General features: G+C 69.2%; 16 protein-coding genes and 3 tRNA genes. 13 read left to right on the top strand and 6 right to left on the bottom strand.

What is annotated here, in order from left to right:
* Positions 1-189: 189 nt before the first annotated feature.
* Complete coding sequence (locus I6B53_RS09395; protein ID WP_216763971.1) at positions 190-1,620, top strand: L,D-transpeptidase family protein; 1,431 nt, start codon at positions 190-192, stop codon at positions 1,618-1,620.
* Between the two features lie 6 nt (positions 1,621-1,626).
* Here the strand turns inward: I6B53_RS09395 and I6B53_RS09390 are convergent, their stop codons facing one another.
* The gene (locus I6B53_RS09390) at positions 1,627-2,355 is read right to left on the bottom strand and encodes a uracil-DNA glycosylase (protein ID WP_216763970.1); all 729 of its coding nucleotides are present in this window, start codon (positions 2,353-2,355) and stop codon (positions 1,627-1,629) included.
* A gap of 115 nt (positions 2,356-2,470) precedes the next feature.
* Between I6B53_RS09390 and I6B53_RS09385 the strand changes: the two genes are divergently transcribed.
* Positions 2,471-3,088, top strand: a complete 618-nt coding sequence (locus tag I6B53_RS09385) for a LytR C-terminal domain-containing protein (RefSeq protein WP_253953856.1) — start codon at positions 2,471-2,473, stop codon at positions 3,086-3,088.
* Between the two features lie 208 nt (positions 3,089-3,296).
* Entirely contained in the window at positions 3,297-4,919 is a 1,623-nt protein-coding gene (gene groL / locus I6B53_RS09380; protein ID WP_216763969.1) for a chaperonin GroEL, read from the top strand.
* 77 nt (positions 4,920-4,996) lie between these two features.
* Here the strand turns inward: groL and I6B53_RS09375 are convergent, their stop codons facing one another.
* Complete coding sequence (locus I6B53_RS09375) at positions 4,997-5,290, bottom strand: WXG100 family type VII secretion target (RefSeq protein WP_216763968.1); 294 nt, start codon at positions 5,288-5,290, stop codon at positions 4,997-4,999.
* Between the two features lie 171 nt (positions 5,291-5,461).
* Between I6B53_RS09375 and I6B53_RS09370 the strand changes: the two genes are divergently transcribed.
* Positions 5,462-6,598 (top strand): UDP-N-acetylmuramate dehydrogenase, encoded by a 1,137-nt coding sequence (locus tag I6B53_RS09370; RefSeq protein ID WP_216763967.1) that lies wholly within the window; start codon positions 5,462-5,464, stop codon positions 6,596-6,598.
* Here I6B53_RS09370 and I6B53_RS09365 read toward each other — a convergent pair.
* From I6B53_RS09365 to I6B53_RS09355, 3 genes are all read right to left on the bottom strand, one after another.
* On the bottom strand, positions 6,588-7,691 hold the full coding sequence (locus I6B53_RS09365; protein WP_216763966.1) for an adenosine deaminase: 1,104 nt from the start codon (positions 7,689-7,691) through the stop codon (positions 6,588-6,590). The genes I6B53_RS09370 and I6B53_RS09365 overlap by 11 nt on opposite strands.
* Entirely contained in the window at positions 7,691-8,500 is an 810-nt protein-coding gene (locus I6B53_RS09360; protein WP_216763965.1) for an alpha/beta hydrolase, read from the bottom strand. Before I6B53_RS09360 ends, I6B53_RS09365 begins: the two co-directional genes overlap by 1 nt.
* A 63-nt stretch (positions 8,501-8,563) precedes the next feature.
* Positions 8,564-9,778, bottom strand: a complete 1,215-nt coding sequence (locus tag I6B53_RS09355; protein ID WP_216763964.1) for a pyridoxal phosphate-dependent aminotransferase — start codon at positions 9,776-9,778, stop codon at positions 8,564-8,566.
* Positions 9,779-9,923: 145 nt separating this feature from the next.
* Here I6B53_RS09355 and I6B53_RS09350 point away from each other — a divergent pair.
* The 7 genes from I6B53_RS09350 to rplL all read left to right on the top strand — a co-directional run bounded on the left by I6B53_RS09350 (position 9,924) and on the right by rplL (position 13,827).
* Positions 9,924-9,999: transfer RNA gene (locus tag I6B53_RS09350), tRNA-Trp, on the top strand.
* Between the two features lie 32 nt (positions 10,000-10,031).
* Entirely contained in the window at positions 10,032-10,325 is a 294-nt protein-coding gene (gene secE, locus I6B53_RS09345; protein WP_216763963.1) for a preprotein translocase subunit SecE, read from the top strand.
* A 95-nt stretch (positions 10,326-10,420) separates the two neighbouring features.
* Positions 10,421-11,140, top strand: coding sequence for a transcription termination/antitermination protein NusG (nusG, locus tag I6B53_RS09340; RefSeq protein WP_216763962.1), 720 nt, complete (start codon positions 10,421-10,423; stop codon positions 11,138-11,140).
* A gap of 148 nt (positions 11,141-11,288) precedes the next feature.
* Complete coding sequence (gene rplK, locus I6B53_RS09335; RefSeq protein WP_216763961.1) at positions 11,289-11,720, top strand: 50S ribosomal protein L11; 432 nt, start codon at positions 11,289-11,291, stop codon at positions 11,718-11,720.
* A 64-nt stretch (positions 11,721-11,784) separates the two neighbouring features.
* Positions 11,785-12,501: a 50S ribosomal protein L1 gene (gene rplA / locus I6B53_RS09330; protein WP_216763960.1), complete on the top strand. Its 717-nt coding sequence runs from the start codon at positions 11,785-11,787 to the stop codon at positions 12,499-12,501.
* Between the two features lie 350 nt (positions 12,502-12,851).
* Positions 12,852-13,373, top strand: a complete 522-nt coding sequence (rplJ, locus tag I6B53_RS09325) for a 50S ribosomal protein L10 (protein ID WP_216763959.1) — start codon at positions 12,852-12,854, stop codon at positions 13,371-13,373.
* A 67-nt stretch (positions 13,374-13,440) separates the two neighbouring features.
* Positions 13,441-13,827 carry a 50S ribosomal protein L7/L12 gene (gene rplL / locus I6B53_RS09320; protein WP_216763958.1) on the top strand — a complete coding sequence of 129 codons (387 nt, stop codon included), beginning with the start codon at positions 13,441-13,443 and terminating at the stop codon, positions 13,825-13,827.
* Between the two features lie 125 nt (positions 13,828-13,952).
* On the opposite strand, the gene I6B53_RS09315 is transcribed toward rplL, so the two are convergent.
* A tRNA-Ile gene (locus I6B53_RS09315) sits at positions 13,953-14,029 on the bottom strand.
* A 58-nt stretch (positions 14,030-14,087) separates the two neighbouring features.
* Between I6B53_RS09315 and I6B53_RS09310 the strand changes: the two genes are divergently transcribed.
* Positions 14,088-15,149, top strand: coding sequence for an acyltransferase (locus I6B53_RS09310; protein ID WP_216763957.1), 1,062 nt, complete (start codon positions 14,088-14,090; stop codon positions 15,147-15,149).
* 70 nt (positions 15,150-15,219) lie between these two features.
* A tRNA-Asn gene (locus tag I6B53_RS09305) sits at positions 15,220-15,291 on the top strand.
* Positions 15,292-15,518: the final 227 nt, after the last annotated feature.

The following is a 15,518-nucleotide window of genomic DNA, read 5'->3' as shown; positions in this document are numbered from 1 at the left end:
CTCCTTCTCCTCGTTCAGCATCCCCCATGTGCGAGGACGGGGCCTGTGGCCCGGCCACAGACTATCTCCGCACGGGGCCATTCGGAGGGTCCTCGCAGGCAGACCATGGTCATGTGTGGCGGATTTCCCAGGAAATGTGAGTGGACGCTTCATGGCCTTCATGCGCGCGTGCCGTTAGCATGGGCTGTGATGAACGCCAAATCCACGTCCCGTAAAGTCGTCGTCGCCGCAGTGCTCGGCGGTGCCTTCCTCGTGTGCGGTGGCGGAGCAGCCGCATACGCCTACCAGTACGAGGGCAAGGCCTTGGCGGGAACCACCGTCGCGGGCACCGACGTGTCGGGCAGGACCCGGGACCAGATCGTCGCGCAGGTCCAGTCGCTGGCCGACGGCATCACCGTGACCTCCGATGTGGCGGGCACCCAGTCGGTGGCGAAGCTTTCGGATCTGGGGGTCACCATTGACGCAGGCGCCACCGCGGACGCCGCCTTGGCCAGGAACACGGGTTTCGTCTCCCGCATCGAAGCGCTGGTCGGTCGCCAGGACGTGCCGGTGAGCGTCTCGCGCGATCAGAAGGCGCTGGACGCCTACACGGAAAAGCTTGCCGCCTCCGCCGGCCCCGCCATGAAGAACGCCACCGTCACACCGGGGGCCGACGGAGTCTTCACGGTCACCGAGTCCGCTCCCGGCAAGAGCGTCGACACCGCCGCACTGGCCGCCGCCCTGGACAAGGCCGTGTCCAGCCTGTCCGCGCAGAGCGTCTCCCTCGAGGTCAAGGACGTTGAACCGGACATCACCACTGCGGAGGCCAAGGCGGCCGCCGACAAGGCCAATGCCATGTCCGCCCAGGAGGTCTCGGTGACCGACGGGATCGAGACCTACACGGCCACCGCGAAGGACAAGGCGGGCTGGGTGACCATTGCGGAAAAGGACGGCACCCTGGCGGACCCCGTGGTCGACAAGGCGAAGGTCAAGGCCTGGGTCGAGGCCACTGCGGAGAAGACCAATGAGGAACCGCGCCCCGGCATCGACAATGTGGACGCCTCCGGCAAGGTCCTCGCCAAGGCCTTTCCCGGCAAGGACGGCCTGAAGGTGAACAACGCCGACAAGGTCGCCGATGACCTGCTGACGGCCATCGGCGCCGGCAAGGCCTTCCAGGGCTCCTTCGACTACGACAAGGTCCCGCCGACCAATGAGACGCGCCCGGTCCTGCCCGGCGCGGAGAAGTACCCCTACCCGGCACATGCGGGGGAGAAGTGGATCGACGTCGACCTGACGAAGAACACGCTGACGGCCTATGAGGGCCTGACGGCGGTGCACGGCCCCATTCCCATCAACCACGGCTCAGCGGGCAATGAGACCGTCACCGGCATCTTCCACGTCTACCTCAAGTACGAGGCCCAGGACATGGGATGCACCCCCGACTGGCCGTACTGTGCGAAGGACGTGCCGTGGGTCTCCTACTTCACGGGTTCCTACGCCCTGCACGGAGCCCCGTGGGTCGGAGAATTCGGCCGCGGTTCGGTCAACGGCTCGCACGGCTGCGTGAACCTGCCCGTGGACGAGGCCGGCTGGATCTACCAGTGGAACGAGATCGGCACCCCTGTCGTCTCCCACTACTGAGCATTCTCAGGCGAGCGCCCAGTCCACAGGCTCCGCCCCCTGCTCCGCGAGCAGCTCATTTGCCCTGCTGAAGGGGCGCGACCCGAAGAACCCGCGGCGCGCCGACAGCGGCGAGGGGTGGGGCGAGGCGATGACCGGGACCCCCTGGAGACGGGGCTGCAGGTTTTGGGCGTCACGTCCCCACAGGATCGCCACCAGCGGGGCGCGCCCCACGCCGGCCGAAGTTCCCTCCGCGTCCGTGCGGGCCGGGCCCGGGCGATTGACGAGGGCGTCGATGGCGCACTGGGTGACCTCTTCCCATCCGCGCCCCCGGTGCGAGGCCGGGGCGCCGGGCCGGACGGTGAGGACCCTGTTGAGCAGGCACACGCCCTCGCGCGCCCAAGGGGACAGGTCTCCCGATGTCGGGCGGGGGCAGCCGATGTCGGCTTCGAGTTCGGTGAAGATGTTCTGCAGTGAGCGGGGGATCTCCACCCCGGGCGCCACGGAGAAACTCAGTCCCATGGCGTGTCCGGGGGTGGGGTAGGGGTCCTGGCCGACGATGAGGACCTTGACCCGGTCGAAAGGCAGGGTGAAGGCGCGCAGGACATCCGCCCCGGCGGGCAGGTACCCACGTCCGTGGGCGATCTCCTCACGCAGCCAGGCACCCAGTTCGTGGATGCGGGGCTCGACGGGCGCCAAGGCCCGGGCCCAGCCCGGATCGAGCAGTTCTTCCAAAGGGCGAGGGGTGTGCGTCATGACTCCACGATGGCACATTGTGACGGCGGATGGCGATGGCGAAGGAGTGGCGCAAGAATCGGCGCGCCCGCCCACGAGGCGGACACCGCGCACCTCGCGCGGTTAGTCTGTGAGGGTGAGTGCTGACTACCCCAAGGACGAATTCGACGTCGCCGGTGAGGACATGCCCGTGGGCATGCACCGGCCCATGCCTTCGAGGTGGAAGGCCGTGTGGCCCTTCCTTGCGGTCCTCGTCGTCGCTCCGCTGCTCGGATGGGCCGTCAGTGGCTTCCTCATCAACAGGGGTGCCGACTCCCAGTCCGGTTCGAGTGCGGCGACCCAGCAGTCCGCGCCCTCGGACCTGGTGGCCAGCGGCCCTCAGAGCGCGCCCGAGGTCCCCCAGTCGGCGCCCGCCCCGGCGCCTGCTCCCACCCCCGAGGTTCCCCAGTCGCGCCCGACCGAGACTCCCCAGTCGACCCCGCCCCCGGTCAAGAATGACGCGGTGATCTCCGTGCTCAACGGCACCGGCCGGCAGGGTCTGGCGGCCGAGAACGCACACAAGCTCACCGACGGCGGCTTCACCGCGGTGCGGGCGGCCAATGACGACGGATGGCAGGCCGAGACCTCGACCGTGTACTACCGCGACGCCTCACTGGAGGCCACGGCCAAGCAGGTGGCCTCGTTGCTCGGCATCGACCGTGTCAAGGAGAGCTCCGACGTGGGAGACCAGGACATCGTCGCACTGCTCAAGTGAGCCAACCCCTGGGCCGGGCCCGGGGGTTCCTCGTCTTGCACTCGCCGGGTGAGAGTGCCAAACTTGACGCTGGCACTCGCCACGGCAGAGTGACAGATTCGACCGGGTCCGGTGAGGCTCCCGGGGGCACGCGACAGGCGCGTCGCCGCCGGTGGTCGTCCGTCGCGGGCACCGACCCCGATCCGCATCGCGGAAGGAAAAGACACACATGGCCAAGATCATCCACTTCGACGAGGACGCGCGCCGCGGCATGGAGCGCGGCCTCAACCTGCTGGCCGACACCGTCAAGGTGACCTTGGGCCCCAAGGGCCGCAATGTCGTCCTCGACAAGAAGTGGGGTGCCCCCACCATCACCAAGGACGGCGTGTCCGTCGCCAAGGAGATCGACCTGGAGGACCCCTTCGAGCGCATCGGCGCCGAACTGGTCAAGGAGGTCGCCAAGAAGACCGACGACGTCGCAGGTGACGGCACCACCACTGCGACCGTGCTGGCCCAGGCGCTGGTCCACGAGGGCCTGCGCAATGTCGCCGCCGGCTCGAACCCCATCGCCCTCAAGCGCGGCATCGACGCGGCCGTCGAGGCCATCGTCGCCCAGCTGCACAAGGACGCCAAGGCCGTCGAGACCAAGGAGCAGATCGCCGCCACCGCATCGATCTCCGCCAATGACGAGGCCATCGGTCAGCTGATCGCCGACGCCTTCGAGAAGGTCGGCGCGGAGGGCGTCGTCACCGTCGAGGAGACCAACTCCTTCGAGACCACCCTGGAGACCACCGAGGGCATGCGTTTCGACAAGGGCTTCATCTCCGCCTACTTCGTCACCGATCCGGAGCGCCAGGAGGCCGTCCTGGAGGATCCCTTCATCCTCCTCGTCGACTCCAAGGTCTCCTCGGTCAAGGACCTGCTGCCCATCCTCGAGAAGGTCATGCAGACCGGCAAGCCGCTGCTCGTCATCGCCGAGAACGTCGAGGGCGAGGCCCTGACCGCCCTGGTCCTGAACAAGATGCGCGGCACCTTCAAGTCCGTGGCCGTCAAGGCCCCCGGCTTCGGCGACCGCCGCAAGGCGATGCTCCAGGACATGGCGATCCTCACCGGAGGCCAGGTCATCTCCGAGACGGTGGGCCTGACCCTGGAGACCACCGAGCTGGACATGCTGGGTCGCGCCCGCTCCGTCGTCGTGTCCAAGGACGAGACGACCATCGTCGAGGGTGCCGGTGAGAAGGAGGACATCGACGCCCGCGTGCGTCAGATCCGCCAGGAGATCGAGACCACCGACTCCGACTACGACCGTGAGAAGCTCCAGGAACGCCTGGCCAAGCTCTCCGGCGGCGTGGCCGTCATCAAGTCCGGTGCGGCCACCGAGGTCGAGCTCAAGGAGCGCAAGCACCGCATCGAAGACGCCGTGCGCAATGCGCGTGCGGCCACCGAAGAGGGCTTGGTCGCCGGTGGCGGCGTCGCCCTCATCCAGGCGGCCAACGCTGTCCTGGACGACCTGCAGGTCGAGGGCGACGAGGCCACGGGCGTGAACATCGTCCGCGTGGCCATCTCCTCCCCCCTCAAGCAGATCGCCGAGAACGCGGGCCTCGAGGGTGGCGTCGTCGCCGACCGCGTCGCGGGCATGGAGGCCGGCTTCGGCCTGAACGCCGCTACCGGCGAGTACGGGGACCTCATGGCCCAGGGCATCTCCGACCCGGTCAAGGTCACCCGTTCCGCTCTGCAGAACGCGGCTTCGATCGCCGGAATGTTCCTGACCACCGAGGCCGTCGTGGCCGACAAGCCGGAGCCGCCGGCCCCCGCGGGCCACGGTGGCGACGACATGGGCGGCATGTACTGAGCCCGACGCCGACACCGCCGCCACTGAGCGGTTGAGTCCTCCAGGGGGGCCGGTCCCAGCAGGGGCCGGCCCCCCTGTCATGAAGCCGTGAACAGTCCGGTGGAGATCGACTCGGCCTCCCCGTAGACATTGGAAGCCGCCACCAACTGGGTGCTGATGGCGTCAAGGGCCGACTCCACATGGGTCTGCGCCCCCTGCCACTGGAGGACGCAGGCCGAGAAGTTCTGCTGGGCGCCGCCACTCCATGTCCCCTCCAGGGCGGTCAGATCCGCCATCATCGTCGACACCTCCGCGCGCAGGCGCTCCACCGTACCCGCCACCCGCGCCGCCGAAGCCGCCAGCGCCTCCGAATCCACTGTGTAGGTCGACATCTTCCGTCCTTCCTCGTGTCGGCCGGGGCTTGGTCCCCCGGTCCTCGTCTCGACGCTAGAAGCGCCCCGGGGGCCTGCGCGAGCCCTGACGCGCCGCCTGTGGACAGAGCCCTCAGGGCCCTGGGGGCCTGTGGACGAAGCATCTGTGTCCACATGACTAGGCTGGTCGGCATGGACGATGCTGCAGCTCACCCGACCCCCACCCTGGCCGACCTGACGACCTTCAGGGTCGGTGGCCCAGTGGCCCGCCTCGTCGAAGCCGACACCGAGAGCGCCCTGGTCGAAGCGGTGAGCCGGGCCGACGCCGCGGGCACCCCGTGCCTCGTCCTGGGGGGAGGTTCGAATCTCCTCGCCTCCGACTCGCCCTTCCCCGGGGTGGTCGTGCGCGACCTGCGAGGCGAAATCACCCACTCCCAGGCGCAGGGCGCCGGCCCCATCTGCGACCCCGTCCTGGTCACCGCGACCGCAGGCACCCCCTGGGACGCCTTGGTCGCCCACAGCGTCGAGCAGGGCCTGTCCGGACTGGAGGCGCTCTCGGGCATCCCCGGCAGCGTCGGCGCCGCCCCCGTCCAGAACGTCGGCGCCTACGGGGCGGAGGTGGCCGACACCCTGGTCCACCTGCGTGCATGGGACCGCTTCGCGGAAAGGGTCGTCACCCTGGAGGCCGCGGAACTGGACTTCGGGTACCGCATGTCCGTCCTCAAACGCTCCCTGGAGAACCCCTCGCCCGCACGAGGCGGGCGCCTGTGGGGGCCGACCGGCCGCTGGGCGGTCCTCGAGGCCACCTTCGGTCTTGCCGCCACGGGCCACTCCGCTCCCATCCGCTACGCCGAACTGGCCCGACGCCTCGGTGTCGAGGTCGGAGCGGTGGCGCCCTCCCGGGACGTCCGCGAGGCAGTCCTGGAGCTGCGCGCCTCAAAGGGCATGGTCCTGGACGCCGCCGACCACGACACGTGGAGCGCAGGCTCCTTCTTCACCAACCCCGTGCTCGACCCGGAAGCCGCCGAGCGCCTCCTGCCGGAGGGCGCCCCTCGCTTCCCGACTGCGCACGGGCAGGTCAAGACCTCCGCCGCGTGGCTCATCGACCACGCGGGCCTCCCCAAGGGGTGGGCGCCGGAATCGGTGTGCGACGACCGGGGCGTGGCACGTGCGAGCCTGTCCACCAAGCACGTCCTGGCACTGACGAACAGGGGAGGGGCCAGCGCCGCAGACGTCGAGGCCCTGGCGCGCGCCGTCATCACCGGGGTCGAGGACGCGTGGGGCATCACCTTGGTCCCCGAGCCCGTGGCCCTTGGCATCACCTGGTGACCTCGGGTCGTCGATGGGTCGGGGGCGGAGTCGACAGCCACTGGTCCACCCGGTGGTGCCATGCGCTGCGTGAGGCCTGCGAGGCCAGTGAGGCGTCAATGCTCTGGTGGGCAAGTGCCGCCAATTGCGCGTCGGAGAATCCGTGCACGTCGCGGGCGGCGGCGTACTGGGCCAACAGTCGCGAGTGGAAGAGCAACGGGTCGTCGGCCCCGAGGGCGATCGTCGCCCCGGCCTCGACAAGGACCGGCAGGGGCACCTGGTCCAGGCTCGGGTAGACCCCCAGGTGCACATTCGAAGTGGGACACACTTCGAAGGCGACACCCGCATCGACTAGGCGTCGCAACAGATCCGGGTCCTCCGTGGTGCGCACCCCATGACCCAGTCGGTGCGGGTGCAGGGCGCGCACGACCTCGTCGACCGAGCGCGGACCCAGAAGTTCACCCCCGTGGGGCAGGGAGGCCAGCCCCGCGTCCCGGGCGATGCGGAAGGCCGGCGCGAAGGATGCGGTGTCACCGACCCTCTCGTCATTCGACAGGCCAAAGCCCACCACGCTGGCCGGCCCGGACCCCGCGTGGCGGGCTGCCAGTCGCGCCAAGGTGCGCGCATCCAGTGGGTGGCGCACGCGCGAGGCGGCCACGACGACGGCCACCTCGACCCCCGTCTCGCGTGAGGCCGCCCCGGCCTCGTCGAGGACGATCTCCAGGGCGGGAGTGATCCCCCCGACCCACGGCGCGTACGAGGTCGGGTCGACCTGCATCTCAAGGCGCACGGACCCTTCGGCGGCCTCGTCCTCGGCGGCCTCGCGGATGATGCGCCGCATGGCCTCCTCGGTGCGCACCAGAGACCGGGCCGCGTCGTAACTGCGCTGGAAGCGGAACCATCCGCGCGCATCGGCCGGCACGGTCAGCGGGTCCGTGTCCAGCAGGTGCGAAGGCAGACGCGCGTGCTTCTCGCGGGCCATCGCCACCAGGGTGCGCGGGCGCATGGCGCCCGTGAAGTGCAGGTGCAGGTGGGCCTTGGGCAGGGCGCGCAGGTCACGGCGTCCCGGAGGGGTCGGTGGGGCCGTGGTGAGCGAGGGAGGTATCGGACCCATCAGTGGGCGTCCAGCCACAGGACCATGTCGCGCATGATGCTGGGGCCCTCGGGCTCGTTGAGGACCTCGTGGCGGGCGCCGTCGACGACCCTCAGATGCACGTCCACGCCGGGGTGGGCGCTCACGGCGCGGCGGACGAACTCCCGCGAGCCTTCCAGGTCGCACAACTCGTCCTGGTTCCCGTGGAAGACGAGCAGTGGGGCCCGCCACCGATTCGCGCGGCGCATCGTCTCATGCGCCTGGACCACCATCGTCGAGGCCGTGAGCATGACGATGCCGCCCTGGTGGCACAGGGGGTCGGCGTTGAAGGCCCGCTGGACCTCCGGGTCGCGGGAGAGCTTCGAGTCCTGCGGATCGGGAACCGCAGGACGCACCTGCACCCCGGGGGTCAGGCGCGCGGCCTTCGTCATCGCGCGGGCGACCTCGACGGGGACGGCGGGCAAGGGGGCCACGGCCGGACCCGTGAGGACCACGCCGCGTACGCCGATGGGGTCCACCAGGGTCGAGGCGGCCGTGACGAGGCCGCCCATCGAGTGCCCGAAGAGGAACAGGCGCGAGGAGCGCGCCCGGGTGAGGACCTCGCGGCGGGCCCTCACGTGGTCGCGGATCAGCCGACCGACGTCCACGCACGCCCTGGGACCCGGCGCCGTGCCGTGGCAGGCGTGGTCGTAGAAGGCGATGTCGTAACCCGACTCGACCAGGGCCCGGCGCAGGGGCAGGTAACGGCCCATGTGCTCCGCGAAACCGTGCGAGAGCAGCACGGTCCCCTTGGGCTGGTCGGTGTCTGCAAAGGCCCGCTGGATCTCCATGACCCCATTGTGGCAAATGCGCCGGCCTGCGTGGTGCCGGCCGCCCGCGCGCCGGAGGCGGCGTCAGCGGGCCTCGGCCAGCAGCTCCCGGATGCGTCCGACGCCTTCGACCAGGTCCTCGTCCGCCAAGGCGTAGGACAGTCGGATGTACCCCGACGGTCCGAAGGCCTCCGAGGGGACCACGGCGACCTCGACCTCGGACAGGATGAGGTCCGCCAGCTGCGCCGAAGTGGTGGGGACGGTCCCGCGGATCTGCTTGCCCAGGATCCCCTCCACGCTGGGGAAGGCGTAGAAGGCGCCCTTCGGGGTCGGGACCTCCAGGCCCTGGATCTCGGAGAGCATGGTCACCATGGTGCGGCGGCGACGGTCGAAGGCCCGGCGCATCTCGTGGACGGCGTCCAGCGGACCCGACACGGCGGCCAGGGCGGCGCGCTGGGCGACGTTGGACACATTCGAGGTCAGGTGCGACTGGAAGGAGGTGGCCGCCTTGATGACATCCGTGGGGCCGACCATCCAGCCCACCCGCCAGCCGGTCATCGCGTAGGTCTTGGCCACACCGTTGAGGACGATCGTCCGGTCGGCCAACTCAGGCACCAGGGCGAGGATGTGCGCGGGGGCGGCGTCCTCGTAGACGAGGTGCTCGTAGATTTCGTCGGTGACGACCCAGATGCCGTGTTCGAGTGCCCACCGGCCAATCGCGATGGTCTCCTCCGGGGTGTACACCGAGCCGGTGGGGTTCGACGGTGAGCAGTGCAGGAGGACCTTCGTGCGCGGGGTGCGGGCGGCCTCGAGCTGCTCGACGGTGACCTTGTAGTCCTGGTCGGCGCCGGCGAAGACCTCGACGGGGGTGGCGCCGGCCAGCTTGACGACCTCCGGGTAGGTGGTCCAGTAGGGGGTGGGCAGGATCGCCTCGTCGCCCGGGTCGAGGATGGCGGCGAAGGCCTGGAAGACGGCCTGCTTTCCGCCATTGGTGACCAGGACGTCTCCGGGGCGGACCTCGTAGCCGGAATCGCGCAGGGTCTTGGCGGCAATCGCCTCGCGCAGGGCCGGAAGGCCCGCGGCCGGCGTGTAGCGGTGCATCGCCGGATCCTTGGCGGCCTCCAGGGCGGCTTCGACGATGTAGTCGGGGGTCGGGAAGTCGGGTTCGCCCGCACCGAAGCCGATGACGGGGCGGCCCTGGGCCTTGAGGGCCTTGGCCTTGGCGTCCACGGCCAGGGTGGCCGAAGGCGTGATGGCGGCGAAACGGGCACAGACACGGGAGCGAGGTTCAGTCGTCACGGCTCCATGGTCCCATGTCGGGCGCGCGCGTGAGTGGAATGTGCACCGTGTGGTCACGGCCACGTGGTTGGACACCTTCGCCGGGCATCCCCTAGACTCCATCGAGCGGGTCGCGGCCCTCCACTTCGGAGTGAGCGCCCGCAACAGGGCAGTGGCGCAATTGGTAGCGCACCGGTCTCCAAAACCGGCGGTTGTGGGTTCGAGTCCCGCCTGCCCTGCCACACACAGTGACCCACCTTGGGGGAGGAGCCCGATGAGTGACGCAGAGGCCATCCGGCCCGGCCGCGGTACCACCGCGAAGAAGGGCAGGGCGACCCGCAAGCGTGACGCCTCGCCCGAGTCCGAGCAGACCCGTCCCGGAGTCCTCCGCAGGGTCGTCATCTTCATCTCCCAGGTGATCGCCGAACTCAAGAAGGTCACGTACCCGACTCCTGAGGAGACGTGGACCTACTTCCTCGTGGTGACGGTTTTTGTGGCGGTCATCATGGTTTTGACGGGGCTCATGGACTACGGATTCGGTAAACTGAGCGCATACGTCTTCGGCTGACCCGAGGAACGACCCGCCCGCAGGAAGCTGCAGGCGGGTTTTTTCACCGGAGCGGCCCCACCGTCGCAACAGCGACACCGAGGAGAGTGAGCCCCATGAGCGACGAGTTCGAGACCACTGCCACCGACCAGACCGCACCCGAGGCTGCCGAGTCGACGGAGCCTGCCGCCCGGACCGGCGAGGTGGACCCCCTGGAGCAACTGCGCAAGGACCTGCGCGCCCAGCGTGGCGACTGGTACGTCCTGCACACCTACTCCGGCCACGAGTGGAAGGTGAAGTCGAATCTCGAGCAGCGCATCGAGTCCCAGAACATGGAGGACTCCATCTTCCGGGTCGAGGTGCCCGTGGAGTTCGTCGACGAGTACCGCGGCTCGGTCAAGAAGCGCGTGCGCCGGGTCCAGATCCCCGGCTACGTCCTGGTGTGCATGGACATGCGTGAGGACGAGGACGAGGAGGGTCGCAGCTCCGACCCCTACCGCGTCGTCAAGGAGACCCCCGCCGTCACCGGCTTCGTCGGCGACCAGCACAACCCCGTGCCCCTGTCCCTCGACGAGGTCGTGTCCATGCTGGCCCCCGCCGTCCTGGAAGAGGCGTCGGTGGCCGCCAAGGCCGGACCTGCACCCGTCCAGAGCGTCAAGGTCGCCTACGAGGTCGGAGAGGTCGTCACCGTCGTCGACGGTCCTTTCGAATCCATGAGCGCCACCGTCTCCGAGATCATGCCCGAGACCCGCAAGATCAAGGTCCTGGTCACCATCTTCGAGCGCGAGACCCCGCTGGAACTGTCCTTCGACCAGGTCAAGAAGCTCGACGCCTGAGCCGCAGTGAGGTCGCGCACCCGAACTTGGGAACGAGTGGGCGCGCGCGATACGATCATCCTTCGTGCGCACGCGGGACGGGTGTGCCCGCGCCGCGCACGTCGCCGCAGCGAACGCTGTGGCACCGCAGAGAAAGAAAGACCCGAAAATGGCACCGAAGAAGAAGGTCACCGGCCTGATCAAGCTGCAGATCGCAGCTGGCGCCGCGACCCCTGCTCCGCCCGTCGGCCCCGCACTGGGCCAGCACGGCGTCAACATCGTCGAGTTCACGAAGGCGTACAACGCGGCCACCGAGGCCCAGCGTGGTTCGATCGTCCCGGTCGAGATCACCGTGTACGAGGACCGTTCCTTCACCTTCGTCCTCAAGACGCCTCCGGCCTCGGAGATGATCAAGAAGGCCGCGGGTGTCCAGAAGGCCTCCGGCCGTCCGAACACGGAGAAGGTCGGCTCCATCACCGCCGACCAGGTCCGTGAGATCGCCCAGGCCAAGCTCGTCGACCTCAACGCGAACGACCTCGACGCCGCCACGAAGATCATCGCCGGCACCGCCCGCTCCATGGGCATCACCGTCGAAGGCTGACCAGACATCCCAGTGGTAGGGCAGGCGCTGCCCGGCACCCACGACTGCAAGGAGAAGAAGCAGAATGACCAAGCGCTCCAAGGGCTACCGCGCTGCGGCGGAGAAGATCCACGCAGGCGAGATCTACGCCCCCCTGGCCGCCTTCCAGCTGGCCAAGGACACCACCGTCACCAAGTTCGACTCGACCGTCGAGGTCGTGCTGCGACTGGGCGTCGACCCCCGCAAGGCGGACCAGATGGTCCGCGGCACCGTCAACCTGCCGCACGGCACCGGCAAGACCTCCCGGGTCTTGGTCTTCGCCGTTGGTGAGCGTGCGCAGGAGGCCATCGAGGCCGGGGCCGACGAGGTCGGCGGCGACGAGCTGATCGAGAAGGTCGCCAAGGGCTACACCGACTTCGACGTGGCCGTCGCCACCCCCGACCTCATGGGCAAGGTCGGCCGCCTGGGCCGCGTCCTCGGCCCGCGTGGCCTCATGCCGAACCCGAAGACCGGCACCGTGACCATGGACGTGGCCAAGGCGATCCGTGAGATCAAGGGCGGTCGTATCGAGTTCCGCGTCGACAAGCACGCCAACCTGGCGTTCATCGTCGGCAAGTCCTCCTTCGACGCCGTCCAGCTGGCCGAGAACTACGCGGCAGTCCTGGAAGAGGTGCTGCGCCTGAAGCCCTCCAGCGCCAAGGGCCGCTACATCTCCAAGGGCACCGTCTCCACGACGATGGGCCCCGGCATCCCGCTGGACGTCACCAAGACGCGCAACCTCACCTCCCAGGACGCTTCCTGATCGGAGTCGGACAGAGGGACTCTGTTGGCGCTGCGCCCCGACGGCCGATGGTCGTCGGGGCGCAGTCCTGTCCGACGGGGTGTGCCGTCGAGGCGGCTCACCCCTGAGGTGGCGCCAATGGGGCGGTGTCGGGTTGCACACTTGCGCGGCTTGGAGCTCACGGTGCCCGCCTGATAGCGTGGTCCCCGCCGAAGACCGTCGGACGCCCGGGACCCCGGGACGAAATGCTGGAGCAACCGACGCAGGTGAGTGACCCGCCCTCGTGCGGGAACGGACTTTCGAGCCCGGTGCGCTTGCCTGCGTGCCGGGCTCTTCACATGGGCCGGCGGCACACAACTGGAAGGAGGACCATGGCGAGGTCTGACAAGGTGGCCGCCGTCGCCGAACTCGTGGAGCAGTTCCGCGAGGCCGGTGCCGTCGTGCTGACTGAGTACCGCGGCCTGACCGTGGGGCAGCTCAAGGAGCTGCGTCGCGGCCTGGGTGAGAACGCGAACTACGCCGTGGTGAAGAACACGCTGGCGCGTCTGGCGGCGCAGGAGGTCGGACTCGACTTCCTCGTGGAGGACCTCAAGGGCCCCACCGCCATCGCGTTCGTCACGGGTGACCCGGTCGAGGTCGCCAAGACGCTGCGTGATTTTGCCAAGGCGAACCCGATGCTGGTGCTGAAGTCCGGCGCCATGGAAGGCGCAGCGCTTTCCGCAGAGGGTGTCAAGAAGCTCGCCGACCTGGAGTCCCGCGAGGTCCTGCTGGCCAAGGCCGCAGGTGTCCTCAAGGCGAAGATCTCCCAGGCGGCGTACGCCTTCACCGCGCTCCCGTCCAAGGCGGTGCGCACCATCGACGCCCTGCGCGAGAAGCAGGGCGAAGCGGCCTGACGCGGTCGCAGCCGGATACACCAACCCACTGCTCGCGTAGCAGGTCCAATCAGGAAGGATGCCAATCATGGCCAAGCTCTCCAACGACGAGCTCATCGACGCTTTCAAGGAAATGACCCTCATCGAGCTCTCCGAGTTCGTCAAGCTCTTCGAAGAGGTCTTCGACGTGACCGCCGCCGCCCCGGCCGCTGTCGCCGTCGCCGCCGCCCCTGCCGCCGGCGAGGCCGAGGCCGAGGAGGAGAAGTCCGAGTTCGAGGTCGTCCTCGAATCGGCCGGCGACAAGAAGATCGCCGTCGTCAAGGCCGTCAAGGCCCTGACCGGCCTGGGCCTGAAGGAGGCCAAGGACCTCGTCGACGGCGCCCCCTCGACCATCTTCGAGAACGCCAAGAAGGAAGACGCCGAGAAGGCCAAGGCCGAGATCGAAGAGGCCGGCGGCAAGGTCACCCTCAAGTGACCCTCACCTCCTGCCCCTGACGCGACTCGGCGTCGCAGGGCGCAGGGACTCGGCTCGAAGCCGCAGCGCCCCGGGAACCGCACGGTTCCCGGGGCGCTTGGCGTCCGTCCCGGACGGGACGGTCGTGGTGCCCCAGGCCGGGCTTGAACCGGCGACCCGCGGATTATGAGTCCGATGCTCTGACCGACTGAGCTACTGGGGCACTACAAGGGTACAGGCAGGCGGGGTCGGCCTTCGTGGGCGTTGCTAGACTCTGGGCCGTGAACGACAGGCCCGCCACCCGCAGGGATGCCACATTGGACGTCGCCAAGGCCGTGGCCATCGTCCTGATCGTCGCCGGCCACGTCATCCGCGGCCTTGCCAATGCCGGCCTCGTCGAATCGGCCGGGGGCTGGTACCCGCTGGTCGACCGCGCCATCTACTCCGTTCACCTGGCCGTCTTCGCCTTCGCCGCCGGCCTGGTCGTCGCGGGCAGCGTGCAGCGGCGCGGCGCTGGCCCCTACCTGCGTCGGCGCCTCGTCGACTTCGCGTGGCTCTACGTGCTGTGGAGTCTGCTCCAGGGCAGTCTCCAGGTGCTCCTGGCCTCCTCGGTGAACAACGGCAAGGACTGGTGGGCCGTCCTGGACCTCGTGCACCCGCAGAGCCACATGTGGTTCTTCCCGTGGATCGCCGTGGTGAGCCTTCTCGTCGCCCTCGTCCGGCCCTGGGCCTCGCCTTGGCGCGCCTGGGTCCTCGGTGCGGCCTCGGTCGTCCTCAGCGTCTGCGTGTGGGGCCTCTTCGGCCCTGTGGCGGGCCTGCAGGGACATGGCATGACCGCCATCTTCGTCCTGGCCTCCATCGTCGCCCTGCCGCGCGTGGTCGCCCTGGTCGAAGGGCGCGGCCTCGCAGAACTTGCGGGCATCGCTGCTGCGGCGGGTCTCGGGTGGGCGGCGCTGGTCGCGTGGACCCCTGCCGCCGGACCCACGTACTCCAAACTCGTGCGCACTCCAGTGAGTGTGGGGCTGAGCGTCCTTGCGACCCTGCTGGGGGTCGTTGCGGTCGTGGCCGTGTCGGCACTCCTGGCCCGCACCCGGTGGGGTGCGGGCTGGGTGGCCGCTGTGGGCAGGCGCTCCCTGGAGATCTTCCTGGCCCACGTGTTGGCCCTTGCGGCGACGAGGATCCTACTGGTCAAGGTCGGGGTCCAGGCCCCCGTCGTGCACATCGCGGCGGGCACCGTGGCGGGTGTGGCCGGGGCGCTGGCCCTGTGGTGGTTGACCCGCACCTGGGCGCCGTGGTTGTGGCGGGCACCGCATGCCCTGACCGGGACGAGGGCGGGGGCGTGACCTTCACCTCCCTGTGCGGATTTGCCACCGGGGACTCCGCATGGCTAGAGTTCCACACGCAACCGCGCATTCCGGCGTAGCTCAATGGCAGAGCATCCGACTGTTAATCGGACGGTTACTGGTTCGAGTCCAGTCGCCGGAGCAGCACGAACCCCCGGGCCCGGACCCGGGGGTTCCCTCTTTTGCGCACTCCCGCCCTCGCGGCAGGATGCCGGTCGCGCCTTGGCCTGCGTGAATCTGCACACATCGCCTTGGTCGGCCTTGTCCTGGGCGCCTCCCCGTCCTAGTGTGAGAGTTTGCGCCTTCGTGTGCCCGAGGTGACCCGTACCCACCCGCCGTAACCGGCGCTTGGCGGAAAGCGGACGGAGT

The organism is Schaalia sp. 19OD2882 (assembly GCF_018986735.1).
GTDB lineage: Bacteria > Actinomycetota > Actinomycetes > Actinomycetales > Actinomycetaceae > Pauljensenia.
This window is presented reverse-complemented; position numbering and strand designations above follow the sequence as displayed.